Origin of the sequence: Dyadobacter sp. 676, assembly GCF_040448675.1 — a bacterium.
Taxonomy (GTDB): Bacteria; Bacteroidota; Bacteroidia; order Cytophagales; family Spirosomataceae; genus Dyadobacter.
This window is the reverse complement of record NZ_CP159289.1, coordinates 7,167,236-7,190,773: the sequence shown is the minus strand read 5'-3', so window position 1 is coordinate 7,190,773 and position 23,538 is coordinate 7,167,236. Positions and strand designations below refer to the sequence as shown.

At 49.9% G+C, this 23,538-nt stretch carries 21 protein-coding genes and 1 tRNA gene; 19 read left to right on the top strand and 3 right to left on the bottom strand.

Annotation, left to right across the window (positions count from 1 at the left end; all coding sequences use genetic code 11):
- The first annotated feature begins 32 nt into the window (after window positions 1–32).
- The 4 genes from ABV298_RS31480 (at window position 33) to ABV298_RS31465 (ending at window position 3,986) form a co-directional block, all read left to right on the top strand.
- Window positions 33–947 carry a hypothetical protein gene (locus tag ABV298_RS31480; protein ID WP_353720072.1) on the top strand — a complete coding sequence of 305 codons (915 nt, stop codon included), beginning with the start codon at window positions 33–35 and terminating at the stop codon, window positions 945–947.
- Window positions 940–1,902 carry a tRNA (adenosine(37)-N6)-dimethylallyltransferase MiaA gene (miaA, locus tag ABV298_RS31475; protein WP_353720071.1) on the top strand — a complete coding sequence of 321 codons (963 nt, stop codon included), beginning with the start codon at window positions 940–942 and terminating at the stop codon, window positions 1,900–1,902. Before ABV298_RS31480 ends, miaA begins: the two co-directional genes overlap by 8 nt.
- Window positions 1,903–1,932: 30 nt before the next feature.
- Window positions 1,933–2,388, top strand: coding sequence for a hypothetical protein (locus ABV298_RS31470; protein WP_353720070.1), 456 nt, complete (start codon window positions 1,933–1,935; stop codon window positions 2,386–2,388).
- 311 nt (window positions 2,389–2,699) lie between these two features.
- Entirely contained in the window at window positions 2,700–3,986 is a 1,287-nt protein-coding gene (locus tag ABV298_RS31465; protein ID WP_353720069.1) for a citrate synthase, read from the top strand.
- A 98-nt stretch (window positions 3,987–4,084) separates the two neighbouring features.
- Here ABV298_RS31465 and pdxH read toward each other — a convergent pair whose 3' ends face one another.
- On the bottom strand, window positions 4,085–4,726 hold the full coding sequence (gene pdxH / locus ABV298_RS31460; RefSeq protein ID WP_353720068.1) for a pyridoxamine 5'-phosphate oxidase: 642 nt from the start codon (window positions 4,724–4,726) through the stop codon (window positions 4,085–4,087).
- 107 nt (window positions 4,727–4,833) lie between these two features.
- Between pdxH and ABV298_RS31455 the strand changes: the two genes are divergently transcribed.
- The 9 genes from ABV298_RS31455 (at window position 4,834) to ABV298_RS31415 (ending at window position 11,283) form a co-directional block, all read left to right on the top strand.
- Window positions 4,834–6,516 (top strand): DUF349 domain-containing protein, encoded by a 1,683-nt coding sequence (locus tag ABV298_RS31455; protein ID WP_353720067.1) that lies wholly within the window; start codon window positions 4,834–4,836, stop codon window positions 6,514–6,516.
- The gene (locus ABV298_RS31450) at window positions 6,485–6,739 is read left to right on the top strand and encodes a hypothetical protein (RefSeq protein ID WP_353720066.1); all 255 of its coding nucleotides are present in this window, start codon (window positions 6,485–6,487) and stop codon (window positions 6,737–6,739) included. The genes ABV298_RS31455 and ABV298_RS31450 overlap by 32 nt, the downstream gene beginning before the upstream one ends.
- Before the next feature lie 112 nt (window positions 6,740–6,851).
- Window positions 6,852–6,925: transfer RNA gene (locus ABV298_RS31445), tRNA-Thr, on the top strand.
- Between the two features lie 146 nt (window positions 6,926–7,071).
- Window positions 7,072–7,422, top strand: coding sequence for a transposase (locus ABV298_RS31440; RefSeq protein WP_353720065.1), 351 nt, complete (start codon window positions 7,072–7,074; stop codon window positions 7,420–7,422).
- Between the two features lie 130 nt (window positions 7,423–7,552).
- Window positions 7,553–8,401 carry a transposase gene (locus ABV298_RS31435; RefSeq protein ID WP_353720064.1) on the top strand — a complete coding sequence of 283 codons (849 nt, stop codon included), beginning with the start codon at window positions 7,553–7,555 and terminating at the stop codon, window positions 8,399–8,401.
- Window positions 8,402–8,512: 111 nt separating this feature from the next.
- Complete coding sequence (locus ABV298_RS31430; RefSeq protein ID WP_353719806.1) at window positions 8,513–8,863, top strand: transposase; 351 nt, start codon at window positions 8,513–8,515, stop codon at window positions 8,861–8,863.
- A gap of 130 nt (window positions 8,864–8,993) precedes the next feature.
- Window positions 8,994–9,842 carry a transposase gene (locus ABV298_RS31425; RefSeq protein WP_353720064.1) on the top strand — a complete coding sequence of 283 codons (849 nt, stop codon included), beginning with the start codon at window positions 8,994–8,996 and terminating at the stop codon, window positions 9,840–9,842.
- 111 nt (window positions 9,843–9,953) lie between these two features.
- On the top strand, window positions 9,954–10,304 hold the full coding sequence (locus ABV298_RS31420) for a transposase (protein ID WP_353719806.1): 351 nt from the start codon (window positions 9,954–9,956) through the stop codon (window positions 10,302–10,304).
- A gap of 130 nt (window positions 10,305–10,434) precedes the next feature.
- On the top strand, window positions 10,435–11,283 hold the full coding sequence (locus tag ABV298_RS31415; RefSeq protein WP_353720064.1) for a transposase: 849 nt from the start codon (window positions 10,435–10,437) through the stop codon (window positions 11,281–11,283).
- Here ABV298_RS31415 and ABV298_RS31410 read toward each other — a convergent pair.
- Window positions 11,280–11,729, bottom strand: a complete 450-nt coding sequence (locus tag ABV298_RS31410) for a WYL domain-containing protein (RefSeq protein ID WP_353720063.1) — start codon at window positions 11,727–11,729, stop codon at window positions 11,280–11,282. The genes ABV298_RS31415 and ABV298_RS31410 overlap by 4 nt on opposite strands.
- 220 nt (window positions 11,730–11,949) lie before the next feature.
- Between ABV298_RS31410 and ABV298_RS31405 the strand changes: the two genes are divergently transcribed.
- The 3 genes from ABV298_RS31405 to ABV298_RS31395 all read left to right on the top strand — a co-directional run bounded on the left by ABV298_RS31405 (window position 11,950) and on the right by ABV298_RS31395 (window position 14,288).
- On the top strand, window positions 11,950–12,303 hold the full coding sequence (locus ABV298_RS31405; RefSeq protein WP_353720062.1) for a TROVE domain-containing protein: 354 nt from the start codon (window positions 11,950–11,952) through the stop codon (window positions 12,301–12,303).
- A 10-nt stretch (window positions 12,304–12,313) separates the two neighbouring features.
- The gene (locus ABV298_RS31400; protein WP_353720061.1) at window positions 12,314–13,018 is read left to right on the top strand and encodes a hypothetical protein; all 705 of its coding nucleotides are present in this window, start codon (window positions 12,314–12,316) and stop codon (window positions 13,016–13,018) included.
- Between the two features lie 298 nt (window positions 13,019–13,316).
- Window positions 13,317–14,288: a hypothetical protein gene (locus ABV298_RS31395; RefSeq protein WP_353720060.1), complete on the top strand. Its 972-nt coding sequence runs from the start codon at window positions 13,317–13,319 to the stop codon at window positions 14,286–14,288.
- A gap of 59 nt (window positions 14,289–14,347) precedes the next feature.
- Here ABV298_RS31395 and ABV298_RS31390 read toward each other — a convergent pair whose 3' ends face one another.
- Window positions 14,348–18,316 (bottom strand): two-component regulator propeller domain-containing protein, encoded by a 3,969-nt coding sequence (locus ABV298_RS31390; RefSeq protein ID WP_353720059.1) that lies wholly within the window; start codon window positions 18,314–18,316, stop codon window positions 14,348–14,350.
- 237 nt (window positions 18,317–18,553) lie between these two features.
- Between ABV298_RS31390 and ABV298_RS31385 the strand changes: the two genes are divergently transcribed.
- Genes ABV298_RS31385 through ABV298_RS31375 form a run of 3 tightly spaced genes read left to right on the top strand, consistent with a single transcriptional unit; the run spans window position 18,554 to window position 23,368 of the window.
- A complete protein-coding gene (locus ABV298_RS31385; protein WP_353720058.1) occupies window positions 18,554–20,536 on the top strand; it encodes a SusC/RagA family TonB-linked outer membrane protein in 1,983 nt (660 codons plus the stop codon).
- Window positions 20,505–21,566 carry a TonB-dependent receptor gene (locus tag ABV298_RS31380; protein ID WP_353720057.1) on the top strand — a complete coding sequence of 354 codons (1,062 nt, stop codon included), beginning with the start codon at window positions 20,505–20,507 and terminating at the stop codon, window positions 21,564–21,566. The genes ABV298_RS31385 and ABV298_RS31380 overlap by 32 nt, the downstream gene beginning before the upstream one ends.
- Before the next feature lie 14 nt (window positions 21,567–21,580).
- On the top strand, window positions 21,581–23,368 hold the full coding sequence (locus tag ABV298_RS31375) for a RagB/SusD family nutrient uptake outer membrane protein (RefSeq protein ID WP_353720056.1): 1,788 nt from the start codon (window positions 21,581–21,583) through the stop codon (window positions 23,366–23,368).
- The last annotated feature ends 170 nt before the right edge of the window (window positions 23,369–23,538 follow it).

The window sequence follows — 23,538 nt, the reverse complement described above, 5'->3', positions numbered from 1 at the left end:
TTAACTTGCCCCCTTTATTCGGGCATTTCAAATTGGCAGAACAAATATCATTTCCGGACCAACTTTGCGACTGGTTAATATCCATAGGGTTCCGTGCGGTATTCCTCGAAAAACCCGGCTTTGCATTGCCCGTAATAGGTGTCTTCGAAGACAGCAGGTTGCGCATGGAGGTGATCGCGGTCACGTTCGAGTCTTGGCGGAAAGCGCAGCATGAACTTCTGCCTGCGGAATTGAAAAAGCGGTTGTCGGCCACGCGGGACGATGGGACCCGGGCGGTTGTGGTTTGGGAAGATTATTGGGCTGCGCGAAAAGGCATTGTCCGGTCGCGGCTGGCGGCGATGCTGGGTATTTCGACCAAAATTCCCGCCCGCCTCACCCAGGTACGCAGGATCGATACCGCGACTGCTTCCGCGTTTCTCGAGGGAAGTCATCTGAACGGCAGTACCGCGTCGAAATTCCGGTACGGACTGTTTTTGCCGGAGCGATATTACCGTATATTACCCCATGGTTTCGCCATGGAAAAACCGGCCGGCGAATGGATGGTGGCCGTCGCTACGTTCAGCCACGCACGCATTTTCGGGCAAAGCGACAGGCCGTTCAGATCGCACGAACTGATCCGTTTCGCCAGCTTGCCCGGTACCAATGTAGTTGGCGCGCTCGATAAGCTGTTGAATGCTTTCATTCGCGAGAAATTACCGGACGATATCATGACCTACGCGGATCTTGAATGGTCGGACGGCCGCAGCTATCGTCAGTTGGGTTTTGAAAAAAAGGGAGAAATGATGCCCCGTAAGGTGTATGTCAACACGGCCACCGGAGAGCGGACCGGCAAACCGTTCGGGGCCGGAGATTTGCCGGAAAATCCACCGAAGGTATACCTTACCGTGTGCAACCTGGGCAGTATCAAGTATGTAAAAACCCTTAAAATCGCCCGGTTTAATGAATAAGAAAACGCCCTTACTAGTCATTCTGGGGCCAACCGCCTCGGGCAAGACGCATCTTGCGACGCGGGTCGCGCACGAAATAGGCGGCGAGATACTCAGTGCCGATTCCCGGCAGGTTTACCGGCAGATGGACATCGGGACCGGAAAGGACCTTAGTGAATATGTGGTGGACGGTAAAAATATCCCTTACCATCTGATTAATATTCGTGATGCCGGTGAACAGTACAATGTCAACGATTTCCAGCACGATTTCGCCACGGCCTATCGGGAGGTCGTCGCGAGGGAGCGCATTCCGGTTGTTTGCGGCGGTACCGGGTTTTATATTTACGCATTGCTGAAAGGGCATGCAAACGACACGGTGCCGGTGAATGCGCCTTTACGCGAAAGTTTGGAAAACCAGACAACCGAACAGCTACTCGAACGGTTTCGGCAATCGGATTCGCCTTACCATGCATTCGCGGACACTTCCACACGCAAGCGGCTGATACGCGCGCTCGAAATTGCCGCATTTCTGGATGAACATCCTCAACATCAAATACAGTTTGGTACAAAAGAGCCAGTGTATCCTGCCATAATTTTCGGCCTTGACCCTCCGGTCGAAACACGGCGACAAAAGATCAGCGGCCGGCTGGCTGCCCGGTTAAAGCAAGGTTTAACAGAAGAGGTGCAAGGCCTTTTAGATCAGGGGATCACTCCCGATCAATTGATTTACTATGGGCTGGAATATAAGTATGTGACGCATTACCTGACGGGAGAAATGGACTACGGAGAAATGTATGCAAAGCTGGAAACAGAAATTCATCGATTTGCAAAACGGCAGATGACCTTTTTCAGGAAAATGGAAAAAGACGGCCTGAAAATCAACTGGATACCGGACGAGTGGCCCGAAGCGCAAAAAATTGCCTTCATCGTCCGGCATTATCGGGAATTTAAAAGTATCCGCGAGGGTAGTATGTAAGTGTAAACCAACCTGAAAAACGTCATCAGAATGAATCGCAAATGGAGCAGCCTGTTGCTGCTGCTGGTATTGAGTGTCACGGATGCTTACCTTCTCGCGCATCCGAATCTGATCGGGAAGATCGGAGTACTGGTGTACAAGCACCATTACATACGTAATTTTCCGAGGGCATTGCTAACCGTGATGATCGTCGTCGGGATTTCGCTTGCGCTTTGTGAGCTGGTTTACCGTTTGACGCGCAGGAAAACGGCCATATTTACCTACCTCGCATTGACGGGCGTTTCGCTTGCGTGGTTCATGTACGTGTTTGTAACGTTCTCGTCATTTTCGTACCGGATCACGGGCAAGGCATTCATTTACGGCGCGCATTTATTGCCGGTCATCCTCACCGGCCTGCACCTGAGGTACCTCTTCAAGAGGATATTGGTCAAAGAACCGGGTAACGATGTGCTAACACAGGGGAAAAGTGGTTCCGGCGCCGTTTAGGCGCTTTTTTTACTGCGAATTATTGTCCGGTAAAAGTGTGGCAGTAGAATATTCTTATAAATACTTCAAATTGTGAAATAATATTGTTTCCGTCTTGATTTTTCACAAATAAACCATGGATAATAATAGAAAGTACGCAGTTTTTTAGGATATTGCGGCTTGTGTCGGACGGGGAAATGGTTAATCCCCGGGCCTATTTAACACAAAATTAACTTGTTGGGTAAGTAAATCGCTGTTAACGAAAAACTTTGGCTTGAATTGACCGATTGGCCTGCCTTGTCATTAACCCTTTTAATTTTATTCTTATTTCTATGTCCCAAATAGCTGAATTGACCCTTGAAGGTAAAAAGTACGAGTTCCCCATAATTGAAGGTAGTGAACAGGAAAAGGCGATAGATATTTCCAAATTGCGTGACCAGACAGGGTATATTACGATTGACTCGGGTTACAAGAATACCGGCGCGACCAAAAGTGCCATTACATTTCTGGACGGAGAAGAGGGCATTCTGAATTACAGAGGTTACTCGATCGAGGACCTGGCCGAGAAATCTTCTTTCCTTGAAGTTGCATACCTGCTTATTTACGGAGAGCTTCCTACCGAAAAACAATTCGCTGAATTTGAACATGAAATCCGTACGCATACGCTCGTGAACGAGGATATGCGCAAAATTTTCGAAGGTTTTCCGGTAAATGCCCACCCGATGGGCGTGCTGTCGTCGCTGGTGAGTGCGATGAGCGCATTCTATCCCGATGCGAACGGGCAGAATTCGGAGGAGGTGACCCAGCTGCACATTATCCGCTTGCTGGCCAAATTGCCGACGATCGCAACGTGGTCGTACAAAAAATCCCAGGGGCATCCCGTAAACTATCCGCAGAACGACCTCGATTATTGCTCGAACTTCCTGAACATGATGTTCTCGTTGCCGGTAGCGAAATACCATGTTGACCCGGTTGTTTCCGCCGCATTGAACAAGCTTCTCATTCTCCACGCCGACCACGAGCAGAACTGCTCTACTTCTACCGTGAGGCTGGTAGGCTCGTCGCATGCCAACATTTTCTCTTCGATTTCTTCGGGTATCAGCGCATTATGGGGGCCTCTCCACGGAGGTGCCAATCAGGAGGTGATCGAAATGCTCGAGGCTATCAAAGCCGACGGCGGCGATACGCAGAAATACATTAATATGGCCAAGGACAAGAGCAGCGGCTTCCGCCTGTTCGGTTTCGGTCACCGCGTTTATAAAAATTTCGACCCGCGTGCACGCATCATCAAAAAGGCTGCGGACGACGTATTGAACAAGCTGGGCATCAACGATCCTGTGCTTGAAATCGCGCAAAGACTCGAAAAAGCCGCTTTGGAAGACGAATACTTCGTGCAGCGCAAGCTCTACCCGAATGTGGATTTCTATTCAGGTATCATTTACCGCGCATTGGGTATCCCGACCAACATGTTCACGGTAATGTTCGCCATTGGTCGCTTGCCTGGATGGATCGCCCAATGGAAAGAAATGCGCGAAAACAAAGAGCCGATCGGCCGCCCACGCCAGATTTACATCGGAGCGCCAAGGAGGGATTTCGTTCCGATGAGTGAGAGGAAATAGTAATGAGTGAATTTTGAATGAGTGAATGAGTGAATGATCTGTTTCTGTAAACTATTCACTCATTCACTCATTGAAGCATTCACTCATTAACTTATTGACTACGGCGAAAGCCGCTCAACTTTCCACTCTCCGTCGCTTTGCTTCGTATAGGCCAACCGGTCGTGCAGGCGGCTGGGGCGGCCCTGCCAGAATTCGATATAGTCGGGAACGACCCGGTAGCCACCCCAATAGGGCGGACGGGGCACCGGCCGGCCTTCGAACCGGGCTTTCAGTTCGCTGGTTTTTTCTTCAAGAAACGTACGATCGGGAATGACCTCGCTTTGGGCCGAAGCCCACGCGCCGATCTGGCTGCCGCGCGGTCGCACAGCAAAGTATTCGTCCGATTCTTCTTCCGATGTTTTTTCGATTTTACCTTCGATACGGACCTGTCTTTCAAGTTCTTTCCAAAAAAAAGTCAAAGCTACCTGCGGGTTGGCTTCGATTTCCCTGCCTTTTTTACTGTCATAATTGGTGAAGAAGGAAAACCCTCTTTTATCGAAGTCCTTGAGCAACACAATCCGGCCCGCCGGGCGACCCTCGGAAACCGTGCTGAGGAGCATTGCATTCGATTCGGTAATCCCTGCTTCCAGCACGTCGTCGAACCATAACCTGAACTGTTTCAGGGGATCAGGGTCGAGATCGGATTCGAGAAGGCCTTTGAGCTGATAATCATGACGGATATTTGCAATATTCTGATCCATTGGATACTAATATGTTCAATGATGGGCTGTCAAAAGTAGCCAATTCAAAGGAAAGATTATTAGATTTGTAATCTATAAGAGACCGTACGTACGAAACAAGCATCACGATGGCACAAGAACAACAAGAAGGGGTCAAAAGCGAAGAGCAGGACGACCTGGCACCAAAAACGATTGATACCCTTGAAATTGATCTTAACAATGAGTTGACTGAGGAGCACGAGGAAGAAACGCCTGATGTGGATTATAGCCAACTGTCTAAGGAGCAGCTGGTTAATTTGTTGGAGAACGAGCTGGCGGCCATCCGCGGCGAAGGTGCTACCGCAGCTCAGCTGAAAAAGGCGGAAGCCGTTGCCAGGGGCGTCCGTACGGTTTTGGATCAGATCAAACAAAGGGACCGCGAAGCCGCATTGAAGGTATTTATCGAAGAAACCGGCGGCGAAGAAGGGTTCGAATACAAATACGACGCGGAAACGCAGAAAATCGATTCCCTGACGCGCGACATCCGTAGTTTGAAAAACGCATTTTACCAAAGTCAGGAGAAGGAAAAGGAGAAGAATTTCAACGTCAAGACGGCACTTCTCGGCCGCTTGCGTGCGCTTGTAGACGAGGAAGGCACGCGGGAGACCGACGCCAGCGGATTGAAATCGAGCTGGGAAGAATTTAAAAAGATACAGGAGGAATGGAAGGCGGCCGGTAACGTCGCATCGCCGCATAACGGCACGCTCTGGGCGACGTACAATGCGCTGATCGACCGGTATTTCAGCAACCGCAATATTTACTTCGAACTCAAGGAGCTGGACCGTCGCCGGAACGCGGAACTGAAAGCCGAGTTGTGCGAGAAAGTAGAGGAACTCGGCAGGTCGCTGGAAAACCGCCCAATGTCACGGGAAATCCTGAATGAAGCCAACCATATTTTCGAGGAATATAAACACCTCGGGCCCGCCCCTAAAGAGGAACAGGAGAAGCTCTGGCAACGTTTCAAGGAGGCTTTGGACGTGCTTTACGATGCGCAGCGCGGCCAGTTCGCGGAGCAGAAAAAATCCATGCAGGAAAACTACGAGCAAAAGCTGAAAATCTACGAGGCGATTGTTCCGTTCACGACCTATAACTCCGGCAGCATCAAGGAATGGAATGCCAAGACGAAAGATATCATGGCGTTCCAGGACCAATGGGTTGCCTTGAAAGGCATTATGCCACGCGAAGAAGGCAAGGAACTCAGCAAGAAGTTCTGGGCCGCGTTGAAAACGTTTTTCAATAACAAAGGCGAGTTCTTCCGTCAGCTGGAAGCCAAGCGCGAGCAGAACCTCGAACTGAAAAACCAGCTTTGTGAAGAAGCGGAAGCTCTTCTGGCGAGCGGTGAGGACAATCCCGCCACGACCCAGAAGGTGATCGAACTGCAAAAGAAATGGAAGGGAATCGGACAGGTTCCCGAGAAATTCAAGGATACGATTTACGACCGCTTCAAAAAAGCCTGCGATTCCTATTTCGACCAGAAACGTGCCAAAAACCGCGAAGTAGAAGAGGAATTCGAAAACAACTTGAAACTGAAAACCGATCTCATCGAGAGAATCGAGGCGGCAGCCAAGGATAAGGACGAATCTTCGCTCAATTTGCTGAGCGCGTTCAAGGCCGAATGGTCGTCGATAGGGTTTGTTCCCAAAAAAGGATATGCAAGCCATTCAGAAGCGTTATATCGCGGCCATCAACACTTATGTAAGCGCCATCGGCCAGCTCTCTACGAAAGAGAAGGAACAAGCCGTGCTGGAAAGCGAAGTGGAACTGGTACGTGACAGCGAAAGCAGCCGTAACCTGTACCGGAAGGAAAATGATATCCGCCGGAAGATTACACAGCTTGAAAACGACATCGCACTTTGGCAAAACAACATCGAATTCTTTGCGAAATCGAAAACTTCGGATCGTTTGAAAGCCGAATTCGAGAGGAAGATCAATAACGCGTTGAGTCAGCTGGACGACCTGAAACACCAACTCACTATTATTCAGGAAGCTATCTGAAACCGGAAAAAAAAGTTCAAAAAAATACTTTGTAAAGGTTGCATTGTATATCCCGCTCGACTACTTTTGCACCATGATAACGGAATAACAAACGGTATCACAAAGAAAAAAGGCCTCCATAGCTCAGCTGGTAGAGCAACTGACTTGTAATCAGTAGGTCGTTGGTTCGATCCCGACTGGGGGGCTCTTGAAATCAAGCACTTAGCAACTTTGTTAAGTGCTTTTTTCTTATATTCGCCTCCATGTTGCAATAAAAAAATCTGGGATCAGTCCGAAAACTTGGGGAGCGGTGAAAAAAGTAGTTGTTTTGCAATGAATCAACATTGAATACATTGCAAGAGTCCTATTTAGCCCTAGTCCGCTTCCTGTTACCAGAGGGTATCCTCGATTATTTCGAGCTTTCCAAAATCGTCGAAGGCCTCACTGGTCTGCATATTTACTTGGAAGAGAAAAATCTTCCTCCTTCCGAATACAAGGATCAAAAATTAGAATCCAAAGGTTATTTACCTGAGATTTACATTCAGGACTTTCCTATTCGTAATCAAAAAGTTACGCTCTGTATCAAGCGTCGACGCTGGGAAGTCAAGGACACTGGCGAAATTATCAGCAGGGATTGGAATGTGGTGCAAGAGGGAACTCGGATGACTAAAGAGTTCGCTGATTTTTTAAAAACAATGTATTGATAATAATCCTGTTAGCTGCTCACAATTAGGGAAATACTTTCATCTGGACGGCAAACAGCTTCAACAACAGTATAAAGACCATATAAGCGACTACAAAGATTGGGATCAACGCGAGCATGCTGCTGACTGGTTGTTGTACCCTGAGAACACCGGCCCGTATTTAAGCATTGACGAAACCTCTCTTTCCAACGGTGAGCTCTATACAATTGTGACTAACAAAGCAGCCAGAGGCAGAAAAGGCTCATTGGTGGCTATGGTCAAAGGCACGCAAGCTAGCTTGGTCATCGAGGTTTTGAGAAAGATTCCGAAAGGTATTCGAGGTAAAGTACGGGAAGTAACGCTGGATATGGCCGCTAACATGGGGTTGATTGTCAGTCGATGTTTTCCAAAAGCTCTGAAGGTCATCGACCGCTTTCATGTGCAAAAACTTGCCTTTGATGCAGTTCAGGAAATCAGGATACAACATCGTTGGCAAGCCCTGGATCAAGAAAATCAGGCTATTGAAGCTGGCAGGCAATCTGGTTTGGTTTACCAGCCGGAAATTCTTGCCAACGGAGATACCTTAAAACAGCTGCTTGTCAGGAGTAGATATTTGCTTTTCAAGCACCATGACAAGTGGACACCTTCACAGGTTCATCGTTCCAGGCTGCTTTTCGAGCGTTACCCACTAATCGCCCAGGCTTACACGCTCGCAACAGGCTTAGGAACCGTTTTTCGGGTTTGCAAGTCCAAAGAGCAGGCGTTTAAAAGACTGGCATTGTGGTACAATGCAGTTGAAAATTGCGGCTTAGATTCCTTTAAAACCGTTGCCCGATCTATTCAAACGCATTATCTGGACATCCTTAATTTCTTCAATAACAGGAGTACCAACGCTTCGGCAGAGTCATTCAATGCGAAGATCAAGGCTTTTAGATCCTCATCCAGAGGTGTGAGGGATATTCCATTCTTCCTATTCAGGCTTACCAAACTTTATGCTTAATCTCCCCCCAGATTTTCTGCTTGATCCAAAATCTGGGATCAGGGATCAGTCCGAAAACTTGGGGAGCGGTGAAAAAAGTAGTTGTTTTGCAATGAATCAACATTGAATGCATTGCAAGAGTCCTATTTAGCTCTAGTCCGCTTCCTGTTACCAGAGGGTATCCTCGATTATTTCGAGCTTTCCAAAATCGTCGAAGGCCTCACTGGTCTGCATATTTACTTGGAAGAGAAAAATCTTCCTCCTTCCGAATACAAGGATCAAAAATTAGAATCCAAAGGTTATTTACCTGAGATTTACATTCAGGACTTTCCTATTCGTAATCAAAAAGTTACGCTCTGTATCAAGCGTCGACGCTGGGAAGTCAAGGACACTGGCGAAATTATCAGCAGGGATTGGAATGTGGTGCAACAGGGAACTCGGATGACTAAAGAGTTCGCTGATTTTTTAAAAACAATGTATTGATAATAATCCTGTTAGCTGCTCACAATTAGGGAAATACTTTCATCTGGACGGCAAACAGCTTCAACAACAGTATAAAGACCATATAAGCGACTACAAAGATTGGGATCAACGCGAGCATGCTGCTGACTGGTTGTTGTACCCTGAGAACACCGGCCCGTATTTAAGCATTGACGAAACCTCTCTTTCCAACGGTGAGCTCTATACAATTGTGACTAACAAAGCAGCCAGAGGCAGAAAAGGCTCATTGGTGGCTATGGTCAAAGGCACGCAAGCTAGCTTGGTCATCGAGGTTTTGAGAAAGATTCCGAAAGGTATTCGAGGTAAAGTACGGGAAGTAACGCTGGATATGGCCGCTAACATGGGGTTGATTGTCAGTCGATGTTTTCCAAAAGCTCTGAAGGTCATCGACCGCTTTCATGTGCAAAAACTTGCCTTTGATGCAGTTCAGGAAATCAGGATACAACATCGTTGGCAAGCCCTGGATCAAGAAAATCAGGCTATTGAAGCTGGCAGGCAATCTGGTTTGGTTTACCAGCCGGAAATTCTTGCCAACGGAGATACCTTAAAACAGCTGCTTGTCAGGAGTAGATATTTGCTTTTCAAGCACCATGACAAGTGGACACCTTCACAGGTTCATCGTTCCAGGCTGCTTTTCGAGCGTTACCCACTAATCGCCCAGGCTTACACGCTCGCAACAGGCTTAGGAACCGTTTTTCGGGTTTGCAAGTCCAAAGAGCAGGCGTTTAAAAGACTGGCATTGTGGTACAATGCAGTTGAAAATTGCGGCTTAGATTCCTTTAAAACCGTTGCCCGATCTATTCAAACGCATTATCTGGACATCCTTAATTTCTTCAATAACAGGAGTACCAACGCTTCGGCAGAGTCATTCAATGCGAAGATCAAGGCTTTTAGATCCTCATCCAGAGGTGTGAGGGATATTCCATTCTTCCTATTCAGGCTTACCAAACTTTATGCTTAATCTCCCCCCAGATTTTCTGCTTGATCCAAAATCTGGGATCAGGGATCAGTCCGAAAACTTGGGGAGCGGTGAAAAAAGTAGTTGTTTTGCAATGAATCAACATTGAATGCATTGCAAGAGTCCTATTTAGCTCTAGTCCGCTTCCTGTTACCAGAGGGTATCCTCGATTATTTCGAGCTTTCCAAAATCGTCGAAGGCCTCACTGGTCTGCATATTTACTTGGAAGAGAAAAATCTTCCTCCTTCCGAATACAAGGATCAAAAATTAGAATCCAAAGGTTATTTACCTGAGATTTACATTCAGGACTTTCCTATTCGTAATCAAAAAGTTACGCTCTGTATCAAGCGTCGACGCTGGGAAGTCAAGGACACTGGCGAAATTATCAGCAGGGATTGGAATGTGGTGCAACAGGGAACTCGGATGACTAAAGAGTTCGCTGATTTTTTAAAAACAATGTATTGATAATAATCCTGTTAGCTGCTCACAATTAGGGAAATACTTTCATCTGGACGGCAAACAGCTTCAACAACAGTATAAAGACCATATAAGCGACTACAAAGATTGGGATCAACGCGAGCATGCTGCTGACTGGTTGTTGTACCCTGAGAACACCGGCCCGTATTTAAGCATTGACGAAACCTCTCTTTCCAACGGTGAGCTCTATACAATTGTGACTAACAAAGCAGCCAGAGGCAGAAAAGGCTCATTGGTGGCTATGGTCAAAGGCACGCAAGCTAGCTTGGTCATCGAGGTTTTGAGAAAGATTCCGAAAGGTATTCGAGGTAAAGTACGGGAAGTAACGCTGGATATGGCCGCTAACATGGGGTTGATTGTCAGTCGATGTTTTCCAAAAGCTCTGAAGGTCATCGACCGCTTTCATGTGCAAAAACTTGCCTTTGATGCAGTTCAGGAAATCAGGATACAACATCGTTGGCAAGCCCTGGATCAAGAAAATCAGGCTATTGAAGCTGGCAGGCAATCTGGTTTGGTTTACCAGCCGGAAATTCTTGCCAACGGAGATACCTTAAAACAGCTGCTTGTCAGGAGTAGATATTTGCTTTTCAAGCACCATGACAAGTGGACACCTTCACAGGTTCATCGTTCCAGGCTGCTTTTCGAGCGTTACCCACTAATCGCCCAGGCTTACACGCTCGCAACAGGCTTAGGAACCGTTTTTCGGGTTTGCAAGTCCAAAGAGCAGGCGTTTAAAAGACTGGCATTGTGGTACAATGCAGTTGAAAATTGCGGCTTAGATTCCTTTAAAACCGTTGCCCGATCTATTCAAACGCATTATCTGGACATCCTTAATTTCTTCAATAACAGGAGTACCAACGCTTCGGCAGAGTCATTCAATGCGAAGATCAAGGCTTTTAGATCCTCATCCAGAGGTGTGAGGGATATTCCATTCTTCCTATTCAGGCTTACCAAACTTTATGCTTAATCTCCCCCCCAGATTTTCTGCTTGATCCAAAATCTGACCGTGTTCGTCACGGCCAATGCATTTTGCAGGGGTTTGGTAATAACATAGGGGGCGTTGGCATGGTCTATTCGAAATGTTACTACGGTGCTTTTCCGGCCAGGCGTTTTCGTGACCCCGATTACATCGTCATAATGAGTGACTAAATCGATTCTGTGGTTTTCCCGGTAAACTTCCGCCGGTTCTTCCGTTAAATGCAGGATACGGTCGAGTGCCAGTGTGAGTATCTGTTCCTGCTGCCGATGCGACTCGCCCAAAACGAACCAGCGGTTGCGATACTCTTTCAGCAAATAGGGGCTGAAACAGAAAGTGGATGCCGCCCGTGCTTTGAAACATTGGTATGTAAAGCACATGGCCGTTTTCGAAATGATCGCCTGTCTGATCGATTCGATGTGTTCGAGTCCCTTCAAATTATCATTCTTTTCAAAATCAACCACAGGCATGCTGTGCGTGCGCCTTGCGTGAATCTTGTCTTCCAGCCGACTGACATTTCGTTGAGGTCGGCGAAATGGCTCAGCCCTTTAAATTGTCGCAGCAGAGCCGATATTTCCCCAAGAATCTTCAAATCCCGACGGCTCAGGGGGGATATTGGCGATGCTGTAATTTTTGTCTGAATAGGTGTAGTACTTTTTGTCGACCACTACAATGCACCCGAAAGCAAAAGATGCCGGCCAGCAAATGGTTTTCGACCGGATCGCGTCCGACAATCTGGACACGCCCTACACCTGGGAAATCGAGTTGTCGACGTTGGGGCAGCAGGTATTTTCGGACGAAGCCGAACGTGCGGAAGCATTCAAAACAAAGTGGGAGGAGTTGATAGACAGTGGAAAACTCGGCTATATGGCATTGCTTCGAAATCTCCGGAATTTGCTGGAAGTTAATTTCCCCGGCGCATTTCCGGAAAATCTGCCGGATTTTGTCATCGGCAGAGCAGGTTGCGAAAGCCAAACAACTTCCGTTCCGATACCTTGCGGCTTACCGTGAGCTTTTGAAAATGACTTCTGAAAGTGATGACAAGAATGCTATGAGCGGTTTCAAAAGGTTGTTCGGCCGCGAGCCGGAAGGGCGCGAACGGGTGATGGAAGCATTGGAGCTGGCTGTTGCGCATAGTGCCGCCGCGATCAGCGGTTTTGGAAAAAATACGCGAGTGGTGCTTGCGTGCGATGTCTCCGGTTCAATGCAGACGCCCGTTTCCGCCAAGTCGACCATTATGCTTTACGACGTGGGACTGGTGCTGGCAATGTTGTTGCAAACGCGTTGTGCTAATGTGGAGATCGGAATGTTCGGTGACATCTGGAAGCGCATCGGTGTTCGTAGTAACCGTGTGTTGGCCGGTGTTCAGGAGTTTTACCGAAGGGAAGGTGAAGTGGGTTACGCCACTAACGGCTATCTGGTTGTCAGGGACCTGTTGCAAAGAAAAGCGGTTGTGGATAAAATACTGCTTTTTACAGACTGCCAGCTTTGGGACAGCATGGGAACAGAAAGCATCCAGGCGCTTTGGATACGTTACAAACGTGATCTGGCTCCACGCGCACGGCTTTATCTGTTCGATTTACGTGGATATGGACAAACGCCGTTGCGGCTCATGAATGATGACGTTTATCTGATCGCAGGTTGGAGCGACAAGATTTTTGGCGTGCTGGTTGCGTTGGAAAACGGCGCGCATGCTTTGGAATCCATAAATAGTATGTCGATATAGCGGTGTGGTACCGCCACAATACAGAGATGCCGTAGAAACGGGATACTTCGCTGCATCACAGGGGGAGGGCATTGTGGTGCAAACCATGATGGAGGTTCGAGTCCCATAAGCACGCGTGGATTGTTACTCCCTCTTCTTTTACTTATTGTATTTCATTGGTATCACGGGCATTGCGCAGTTTTTTTTAAAAAGCGCAACGCTCGTGATTTATTTTGTTGTCCTGTAAATAGAGACGGCCATCTCCCTTTTTGACCAAATAGTACGCTACACGTTCTTCCACCTTTAACAGTTGTTAGCTATGAAAGTTATTTTAAAGAAAATGGTAATGCTGGTATTTGGCCCGCCGGTCAAATATATTATCTCTCAAATGGCGCTGCACAGGGAAACCAATCAAAAACTGCACGCACTGGAACAAAGGATTCACGACATTTATCCGGACGAGTGGCGATTGAATGAGGCGACACTGCTTGAAATAGAGCGGGTCAAGAAGGTTCTGGCCCTCCCGTCGCGCCTCGATATGGGTATCTCAAAAAACGATATGATGCTGCTGCATTTCATTAATAACGGTTTCAGCGTCGAGGCGGCGGTCCGGGCGTACCTGGTCAGGGGAGTGAGCTTGCTCGATATGGTCAGCAAGATAGCCGAAAAAAGGTGGGGTAGCGGGTGGGCGCGGGAAGCCGGCCCTTTCCTGGACTTTGCTTCGGGCTATGGTACGCTGGAAAGGCATCTGGTTCACGTAATGCGCCCGGAACATATCTACACGGCCGATGTTAAAAAACATGGGGTGGATTTCCAGATCGAAAGATTCGGGGTCAACGGGATCGTCTCCTCGTTTATCCCCGAGGAGTTCCGGCCGGGAATGAAGTTCCCGTTTATCTTTGTGGCTTCCCTGTTCAGCCATTTGCCCGAAGACCTTTTCCGGAGGTGGCTGATACAGCTGTTGAATTGCCTGGCGCCGCTTGGTGTCCTCGCATTTACGGTGCATGATACGTCCCTGTGCAATTCGGACGACGACTTCATCTATTCGACGCAAAGCGAAGACAGCGACAGTGTCGTGGAAGACAGTATCAAAAACGCCAGCGTATATGGGACGACGTTTGTAAGCGAAAATTACCTGAGCCGTTGTTTTTCCGATCTCGGCCTGGCAAAAGAAAACTACACGCGTTACAGGAAGATCAGCTCCGGTTTACAGGACATCTACATTGTCAGCAAAGCGCCGGTGACGTTCGATAACATCCGGTTCAACGCCTACGATTCGGAGGCGATCTGAGGCCTGTGCAACGGCATGTCCTTAGCCGGTTTTCAAAATCTGCGAAGGCGCCGGACAACCTACAATGCATTCATGTAACCGGAAGGGCTCACGCCGAACTGTTTTTGAAAATCGCGCGAGAAGTTGGTAGGCACGCTGTATCCCACCATGTCGGCCACTTCGTTGATTTTGTAATTTTTTTCGGCAAGCAGTTCGGCCGCTTTTTTGAGCCGCGACAGGTTAATAAGCTCATGGGGCGTCATGTCGGAAATGCCCTTGATCTTCCGGTATAGGGTAGGGCGGCTCATGTTCATTTTGGACGACAACATATCCACATCCAGATCGCTGTCGGCGATGTGGGCGGTGATGATGGCATTCAGCTGTTCGAGAAAGTCCTTGTCCGCACGCGAGAATGCGATGCCCTTGATGTGGGTAAGCGGCGAGCGCGCGAAATAATCTTTGATAATATCGCGGTTATGGAGCAGGTTCGAGATCTGCGCGGATAAATGTTCGAGCGAAAACGGTTTTTCGATGTAAGCGTCCGCACCTACTTCCAGTCCTTCGATCCTGGAACTGATCGAGTTTTTGGCGGTCAGCAGGATGATTGGGATGTGGCTGAAACGCACATCATTTTTCATTTCCCGGCATAATGCGATACCGTCCATCACAGGCATCATAATGTCGGAGATTACCAGATGGATTTGTTCTTCCTGCAACAGATCGATGGCCTGCCGGCCGTCGCCCGCCCTGAAAATATTATAATCCAGGCTTAGTTCGCGGCCGAGATACCCGAGAATTTCAGTGTTATCTTCTACAAGTAATACATTGGGTTTATTCGGGTTAGCCGAACTTTGTTCATTTTCGCCGGCATTGTTTTCCGCGGCGGTTCCTTCGTTCTCCTTATTGAGGTCGAGCTCGTAATCCTGGTGGATCGGGATGGACAACAGGAATGTGTTCTGATCCATTTCCGACCGTTTCAGTTCGAGCGAGCCCTTGTGCAACTCGGCGAGCGACCGGGCGAGCGGCAGGCCAATGCCTGTTCCCTGCTCCTTGCTATTGCCTTCCGCGCGGTAAAACGGCTCGAAAATGCGGTCGCGGTCCTGGTATTCGATCAGCGGGCCGTCGTTGGAGAATTCGATATGGAAAAGGAGGTCGTCGCTGTTGAATGGAGAAAGCTTCACTTTGACGCGGCTTTCGGCATATTTGATCGCGTTACTGATCAGGTTGCTGGTGATTTTCTTGCAGGCTTCCTCGTCCACAAACGCCTGCAATGTAATGCGCGGTAATTCCAGTTTGTATTGCAACTGCTTTTGCTCCGCGGCGGGGCGGAAGGTCGCGAAGACGTCGTTGAGCAGTTCGTTAATATCGGTTTTGGTAAAATTAAGGCTGTAATTATTTGCCTCGGCTTTTCTGAAATCGAGGAGCTGGTTGGTCAGGTCGATCAGCCGGGAGGTGTTTTTATCAATCATATTCAAACGCTCAATCATTTCAGGGTCCGACTTTACACTCGCCAGCAGCTTGTCGAGCGGCATTTTGATCAGCGTCAACGGCGTACGGATCTCGTGCGCCACATTGGTGAAAAAGTCGATTTTGGCATTATAAATTTCCCGCTCTTTTCCCATTTCAATCGTCTCGATCTGCCGGCGGTTTTTTTCATGGAGGGCGAGGAAATAATAACGAAAAATTACCACAATAATACTCACAATCAGCACCACATAAAACGAATATGCCCAGCCAGTCGCCCAGAACGGCGGTAGAATGGTAATATTCAGCCGTTTTTCACGGGTGTTCCAAAGGCCGTCGTTGTTGGCGCCGCGGATTCTGAGCGTGTACTCGCCGGGCGGGAGCTTCGCAAAATGAATGCGCCGGCTGCCCTGGAACGGTACCCATTCCTTCGAAAGTCCTTCGAGCTGGTATTGATAGCTGTTCCGTTCAGGAATGACATAGCTCAGCACGGCCACTTCGAAGCTTACACCCGAGCTTTGATAGGGGAGGGTGAGCCCGCTCGCGTAAACGACCGATTGCCTGAGGGGCGAGTCGGCCTGCCGCACGTCCACATCGTGGTTGTTGACCTGCAAACGCGTAATGTAAACCGGTGGTACGAATGCGTTCCGAAGCAATGCGGCCGGTTTGAAACCGACCATTCCGGCCACCGTGCCGAAATACAATGTGCCGTCGGGATCTTTGTAGGATGAGTTGTAATTGAACTGGTCCGTGGGCAGGCCATTGCCGGTGTGAAAGGTAGTGAACTGGTCGGTGTGGCCGTCGAGCCGTGCGAGCCCGCGGGAAGTCGAAATCCAGAAATTGCCCGACTCGTCCTCCAAAACGCGGAATACCTGGTTGTCGGGCAGGCCGTCGGTCATGCGGTAATTCCTGAATTGCCCGGTTTCCGGGTTGTAGCGCGAAAGCCCGTGTTCGGTGCAGAGCCAGATGCTCTTGTCGGAGCTCTGATAAATGCTGTTCACGTAATTGTCCGGGAGTCCGTCGGGGCGGTCGGCATTCTGGCGGAGGTGCCCCTGTTTTCGGGTTTTCGGGTTGAAATAATAAACGCCGCCGCCGTAGCTGGCTGCCCAAATGGTTCCTTCGGCGTCTTCGTGAATGCTTTGTACCTGCGCATTGAAGAATGGTATTCTCGTGAAATCGTCGGTAGCGCGGTTGTATTTGCAAAGGCCCATCCAGGTGCCTGCCAGGATATCGCCGTCGCGGGTTTTATATAATGTAACAATGAAATTGCTGCTGAGCGAGCGCGGATTGGACGAGGCGTTGTAATGCCGGATTACGCGCCCGGTGCGGAGGTCGAGCACATCGAGACCGTGCTCGTAGGTACCCACCCACAGCTCGTCGCCGTCGGCCACCAGTCCGTGTATGTTGTGGTAGGAGATACTGCCCGGACGGCCATCCGGAACAAACGCTTTAAATATACCCGTTCGAGGATCGAGCCGGTTGAGCCCCGCGTCCTCGGTCCCGATCCAGAGCCTGCCATATTTATCCGCCGTAATTTCATGCACGATGCTGCCACTGATGCCGTTACCGGGTTTTGGAAAGAACTTGCGGAAATTATTGAATTGCGTAGAGTAATAATTGATCCCGCCAAACTGGGTCGTGATCCAGATACCGCCCTCGCGGTCGCGGAAAATGGCGTTGATAATGTTGTCGGTAATCGAATAGCGGTTAAACTGTTCACGGACAATATGCTGGGAATGGCCCGAGACCAGGTCCAGGATATAAAGCCCCGATTCGGTGCCGAGCCAGAACTCGCGGCTGCTTTTCCGGAAAATGGTATGCACCTGCACGTCCTCTGCCGGCAGGCCCGCCGCAGTGAGGTTACGGACCTGTTTTTTCAAAAAGTTTAAAAGCAGAACTTTCTTCATGGAGCCAATCAGCAACGACGAGTCGCCGACCGCGTGCAGGGTCATTGAGCCGTAAATATCCCTGATACCCGACAACGCGCCCAAATCAAAAGCTTCGAACCGGCCCGTGCTTTGCTGGTAATGGCGCACCACGCCATTGTTACAGGCGACCCAGACGGCCCCGGCGGGCGAAACGTGCAGCGATACGGGTTGGTCGTTGCCAAGGTCGACGCGTGCCGCGCGGCCTGTGCGGAGGTGGTAGCGGTAAAGCGTCAGATTGGAGATGATCCAGATGTTCCCGTTGCGGTCGCCCCGGATTTCCAGTATCTCGCCGGCAGGGATGAGCCTGAACGCGTCGAAGCGGTCCTGAACGGGGTCGTAACGGTATACGCCCTTGTGCGTACCCACCCAGAGTTTTTCGGCCGCATCTTCGTATAGTGCAAAAATCGAGTTGCTCCCGATGCTCGTGGAATCGCCGGCTACGTTCCTGAAAATCCTGAACGAATGTCCATCGAAGCGGTTAAGACCATTGCGGCTCGCAAACCACATAAAACCCTTCTTGTCTTGCAGCATTTTGCCCACTGCATTGCCGGAAAGGCCATCGGCGACCTGATAACTGCGAAAATAGAAAGGGATCTCCTGCGCATGGACCCCCGCCAGAACAAGGGAAAAAAGCAGGAAGGAAAAGACTGTTTTCACCAATTTTGAACTTCAATATTAATCACGACCTGGCACAACCGGTGCATAAAGATATCCACTAAAATCCTAGTTAAATCATAAAAATTTCGGGTGAGACATTTTGATTCAAAATTGAGACAAAACGATCATCCGGTTACGCGCCAAAGCCGGAACTTCGCAGCATTCTTAATTAATCCAATATTATAATCAAATAGTAACAACGCTGCGAAGCGTTCACCCTATTAATCCTTCATGAAAATGAATTTATACAAATCTGCCGGTCATGGCAAATGCCAGCGGCCGGTAAGGAAATCGCTGGCACGGGCAGCTACCTGGCTGGGCTGCATGCTGTTGCTTCTTTCGGCTATGCAGGCCGTCGCACAGAACACCGTCCAAATCTCCGGAAAGGTTTCCGATGCGAAGGACGTACTGCCGGGCGTATCGATCCTGGAAAAAGGCACCAGCAACGGAACGGTTACCGGGGCCGACGGTACCTTCAAACTGCAAGTCAGCAATCCTTCCGCAACGCTCATAGTCTCCAATGTGGGTTATGTGAGCCAGGAAATCAGTGTCGCCGGTAAAACCAATCTGGAAATCGTGCTGGTGGAAGACCAGAAAACGCTCAACGAAGTGGTGGTGATCGGTTACGGATCGTTGAACAAAAAGGAGGTTTCCAGTGCTATTACGCACCTTTCGGGCAAGGATTTGCTCCGCGTGGGAAGCAATAACCCGCTGATGGCCATTCAGGGTAAAGTGGCGGGTTTGTCGGTAACCAATACGGCGGCGGCGGATCCCAACTCTTCGCCTAATATCCAGCTTCGCGGGGCCTCGTCGAGGAGCGCCGGTCTGGGCCCGTTGTTTGTGATCAACGGCGTGCCGGGTGGTAATATCGACAACATCAACCAGAACGAAATCGAGTCGATCGACGTCCTAAAAGGCGGTGCGGCATCCGCTATTTACGGTACGCGCGGCAGCAACGGGGTGATCGTGATCACGACGAAGAAAGGTTCGGCGGAATCGCGCTTATTCTACGATGGGTACACCACTTTCGATTACGCGACCAACCAGCTCGAAGTACTTTCAAAAGACGAGTTCCTTGCCCATAAGCGTGGCGTGGATTTCGGTGGCAACACCAACTGGATGAAGGAGGTGAAACGTAACCCGTCGTTCTCACACAAGCATACGCTCCAGTTTTCGGGAGGTAACGGCAAAACCAACTATTTCACCTCGCTCGATTACCGCGATGCGAATGGTCTCGACCTCCGTTCGGCCAAGCGCGAGTATGGTGGCCGGATCAATATCAATCATAAAACGGCCAATAATCTGGTCGAACTGACTTTCACCGCCGCGCCGCGCTTTTCGAAAACCAGCGATGCCGATTACAGCGGTTTTAACTACGCACTGACCCTGAACCCGACGCTCTCCGTTCACGACTCAACCGGCAAGTACGCATATCTGACATCCGGATTCTTTGCCAACAACCCGGTTGAAGTCGCGAAGAGCGTGAAATCCGACCGCGAGTACAAGCTGCTGGATATGAACGGTTCTGCAAAGATCAACATTCTCGAGAACCTGAATACCGTAATCACCCTCGGGGAAGTGAGCTCGTCGATGAGAAGGTATCTGTTTTCGCCGTCGACGCTGACGACCATCGTCAATGGCAGCAAACGGAACACGGGCGAGCAGGTCCTCGAAGAGAATGATCAGAAGAGCTTCGAATGGATCGGTAATTATTATCTGGACCTGAACAAGCATTCGGTCAAATTGCTGGGCGGGTATTCGTTCCAGTATTTCACCTCGTCGGGTTTCAATGCGAAGAATGAGAATTTCCCTTCCAACGTATTGACCTACAATAACCTGGGCAGCGGGTTGTGGAACCTGCAGCAGGGAATCAACAACGTGGGTTCCTACAAGAATTCGTCGAAACTGATCGCATTCTTTGGCCGTCTGAATTATGATTTCGACCAGAAATATTACCTCTCGGCCAGCTTGCGCCGCGAAGGTTCCTCCAAGTTCGGCTATTCCAACAAGTGGGGTTATTTCCCGGCTGCATCGGTGGCATGGCGTGCCACGCAGGAGCGTTTCCTGAAAGACATTCCGTGGCTGAACGAACTGAAAGTGCGTGCGGATTATGGTGAAACGGGGAACCAGGATTTCGGAAACTACCTGTCGCTGGACACTTACGGCGGTTATGGCTATTACCTGTACAATGGCACCTACTACCAGGTTTGGGGGGCCTAATCAGAATACCAATTATGATCTGCGTTGGGAAAAAGCGGCCAACTTTAATGCCGGCGTCGACTTCGAACTGTTCGGAAGCAAGCTTTCAGGTAGCCTGAACTATTACATCCGTACCAACAGGGATTTGCTGGGTAATTATAATGTATCCAACCCGCCAAACATTCAGGGCCAGACTTTTGCGAACGTGGGTACCATGCGCAATACCGGTTTTGAGCTGCAATTGAACGCGTCGGTGCTTCGGAAAGGTGATTTTACTTACGACCTCGGTTTTACGGGCGCTTATAACAACAACAAGTTCGTATCCTTCTCGAACGCGCTTTTCCAGGGCCAGAAATACATCGATGTGGTGGGTATGCCCGCACCGGGTAGTCCGGGGACGATGCAGCGCTTGCAGGAGGATACCCGCATTGGTAGCTTCTATGCGCTCAAATCGGCCGGCGTGAACGACCAGGGCGCACTGCTGGTGTACAACAAAAAGGGCGAAGTAATCCCCGGAAACCAGGCGACCAACGACGACAAGCAGTTTGTAGGCAATGGCCTTCCGAAGTTTACAATGGGTCTTTCCAACAACTTTAAATACAAAAAATGGGACCTGAGCGTGTTCCTGCGGGGAGCATTCGGTTATAAGCTGTTCAATACCTACGCATTCTACCTGGGCACACCCGCCACACAAGAGAATGCGAACGTACTGAAATCGGCTTACGATGGCGGTAAATACTCTAAACTGACGAGCCCGACCACCTATTCGACACTATCCGATTATTTCCTCGAACCGGGTGGATTTTTGAAAATCGACAACGTGACGCTGAGCTATACCCAACCGGTCCAGACGAAATTCCTGCAATCGGTGCGCATTTACGCGACGAGCCGTAACCTGGCGACGTTCACGAAGTTTACGGGCGGCGATCCGGACTTGATCCAGGTCAATGGCCTCTACCCGGGTGTCAACAAAAACAGCGATAACAACGGCACGCTCGATTACTACCCGTCGACCACCCAGCTGCTGCTGGGCGTTCAGCTCACCTTCTAATCTTTTGAAATACAATGAAAAGGAATAAAATATTCAAGCATATTACCGCAACAGCATTGTCCCGGACTGGACTGTCCCGGACTGGATTGTCCCGGACTGGACTGTCCCGGATCGGGGCGGGCATGCTGTTGCTGGCGACCGTAGGCTGTACCAACCTCGACGAGGAGCTTTACGACCGCATTACTTCCGAAAACTTTCTCCAAACCCGCGAGGACGTCACCCGCGACTTCCTGCGTGCATTCGAACACAGCTATTGGAGCATTCAGGGCGGGAACACTTTTATGTTGCAGGAAAACAGCTCCGACGAGATCATGACACCGAACCGCCAGGGCGACTGGTTCGACGGCGGACAGTTCCAGCGTGTGCATTACCACACCTGGACGCCCAACGACGGCTTCACCGCCGATCCCTGGAACGCGTTGTACGGCGGTGTAACGCTGGCTACCAACTCGCTGGAAGATTTGCAGGGTATTAAAGACCCTTCGAAGTTCGACATGACGCAGGCTGAGCTCGACGGCATGATCGCCGAACTACGGACGCTCCGTGCGTGGCTGAACCTGCGCTTGCTCGATTTTTACCGCAACATCGTGATCGTCACCAAAGTGAAGGGCGAAACGACCGGCGGGCCCCAGGTAACACCGCAGGAAGCATTTACATTTATCGAAACGGAGCTGAAAGAATCGTTGCCGAAATTGCCGACAGTCCAGAGCCTCGGCGAGAATGCGGTCGGTCGGTGGACGCAGGGCGGCGCCGCTTCGCTGCTCGTGCGCCTGTACCTGAATGCAAAAGTGTACACCGGCACCGACCGTTTCGCCGATTGTGCGAAACTTTGCCAGGAGCTAATCGATGGAAAATATGGCGCATATGCCCTCGAATCGCGCTGGGACGCACCATTCGATTACAATAATGCCAGGTCGAAGGAAACGGTATTCGGTTTCCCGGGCAGCTTCGGGCTCACGCACTGGCAGTACGACGGCGGCATGTATTTCTGGATGTTGCCAAACCTGGCACCGAGCTACTTCGGATTTACCGATTTCGGTAATGCCAACCCTAAATACGCCATGCAGCCGGGTCGCGACGTGGATGGCAACGAGTATCCGTTCGCATTGGGCAAGCCGTTCGTGAAGTTCCAGAAGTACCCGGACGATGTTCGGTTGAAAAAATACAAAAACCTGGGCAACAGCAAACGCGAGGGGATGTTCCTTTACGGTTATCTGCCGTATATCAATTCAGCAGGCAAGCCGGACACGGTTCGCGGTTTCAAGGGGCCGTACGCACTGTATTTCCGCGACCAGGTGGGCAAATTCCTCGATGCGAAACCGGGAACGCCTATTGCGGACAAGACTTCCAATATGAACAATGCGGATAACAATTCGGGGATATTCCCGGTGAAATACCCGTTCTATCCGAGCGACGATCCCAACAAGATTTCTTCGGCCTACGCGGAGATACGTTTTGCGGAGATTTACTATTCGCTGGCAGAATGCAAATACCGCGCGGGAGACAAAGCTGCCGCTGCCGCGTTGCTGAATGCGGTGCGCAAGCGCAATTATCCGGCCAATTCACCCAGCCTGTACAAGGCCGACGGCAGCCAGCTTACCGACCAGGAAATGCTCGACGAATGGGGCAGGGAGTTCCTGGTGGAGGGCCGCCGCCGCACAGATATGATTCGTTGGGGCGTGTTTACCAAAGGAAGCTGGTGGGATAAGACCCCGGATGCGGATAATCACACCGAGATCTTCCCTATCGGGCAGACAGTACTCAACTCGTCGCCGCAGTTGAAACAAAACCCAGGCTACTAATAATTCTGTTGCCGTCGATTTAAGTCGACGGCAAGGAGAAATCAAGATTTTAAAACTAAAACCGATGATAGCTGCCGTGGCTGTGCGGAGCAGGATCGCCTGCTTCGCCGCCCGGCACATTGCTTTTATAGGGGCTGTCGGCAAGGATGTCGTAAGCTCTTAAAGATAGA

What these genes read in the sequence shown, in the direction of transcription:
- miaA (WP_353720071.1), top strand. Translation starts at nt 940, where the DNA reads ATGAATAAGAAAACGCCCTTACTAGTCATTCTGGGGCCAACCGCCTCG.
- ABV298_RS31470 (WP_353720070.1), top strand. Translation starts at nt 1,933, where the DNA reads ATGAATCGCAAATGGAGCAGCCTGTTGCTGCTGCTGGTATTGAGTGTC.
- ABV298_RS31465 (WP_353720069.1), top strand. Translation starts at nt 2,700, where the DNA reads ATGTCCCAAATAGCTGAATTGACCCTTGAAGGTAAAAAGTACGAGTTC.
- pdxH (WP_353720068.1), bottom strand. Translation starts at nt 4,726, where the DNA reads ATGGATCAGAATATTGCAAATATCCGTCATGATTATCAGCTCAAAGGC.
- ABV298_RS31455 (WP_353720067.1), top strand. Translation starts at nt 4,834, where the DNA reads ATGGCACAAGAACAACAAGAAGGGGTCAAAAGCGAAGAGCAGGACGAC.
- ABV298_RS31400 (WP_353720061.1), top strand. Translation starts at nt 12,314, where the DNA reads ATGACTTCTGAAAGTGATGACAAGAATGCTATGAGCGGTTTCAAAAGG.
- ABV298_RS31395 (WP_353720060.1), top strand. Translation starts at nt 13,317, where the DNA reads ATGAAAGTTATTTTAAAGAAAATGGTAATGCTGGTATTTGGCCCGCCG.
- ABV298_RS31385 (WP_353720058.1), top strand. Translation starts at nt 18,554, where the DNA reads ATGAATTTATACAAATCTGCCGGTCATGGCAAATGCCAGCGGCCGGTA.
- ABV298_RS31380 (WP_353720057.1), top strand. Translation starts at nt 20,505, where the DNA reads ATGGCACCTACTACCAGGTTTGGGGGGCCTAATCAGAATACCAATTAT.
- ABV298_RS31375 (WP_353720056.1), top strand. Translation starts at nt 21,581, where the DNA reads ATGAAAAGGAATAAAATATTCAAGCATATTACCGCAACAGCATTGTCC.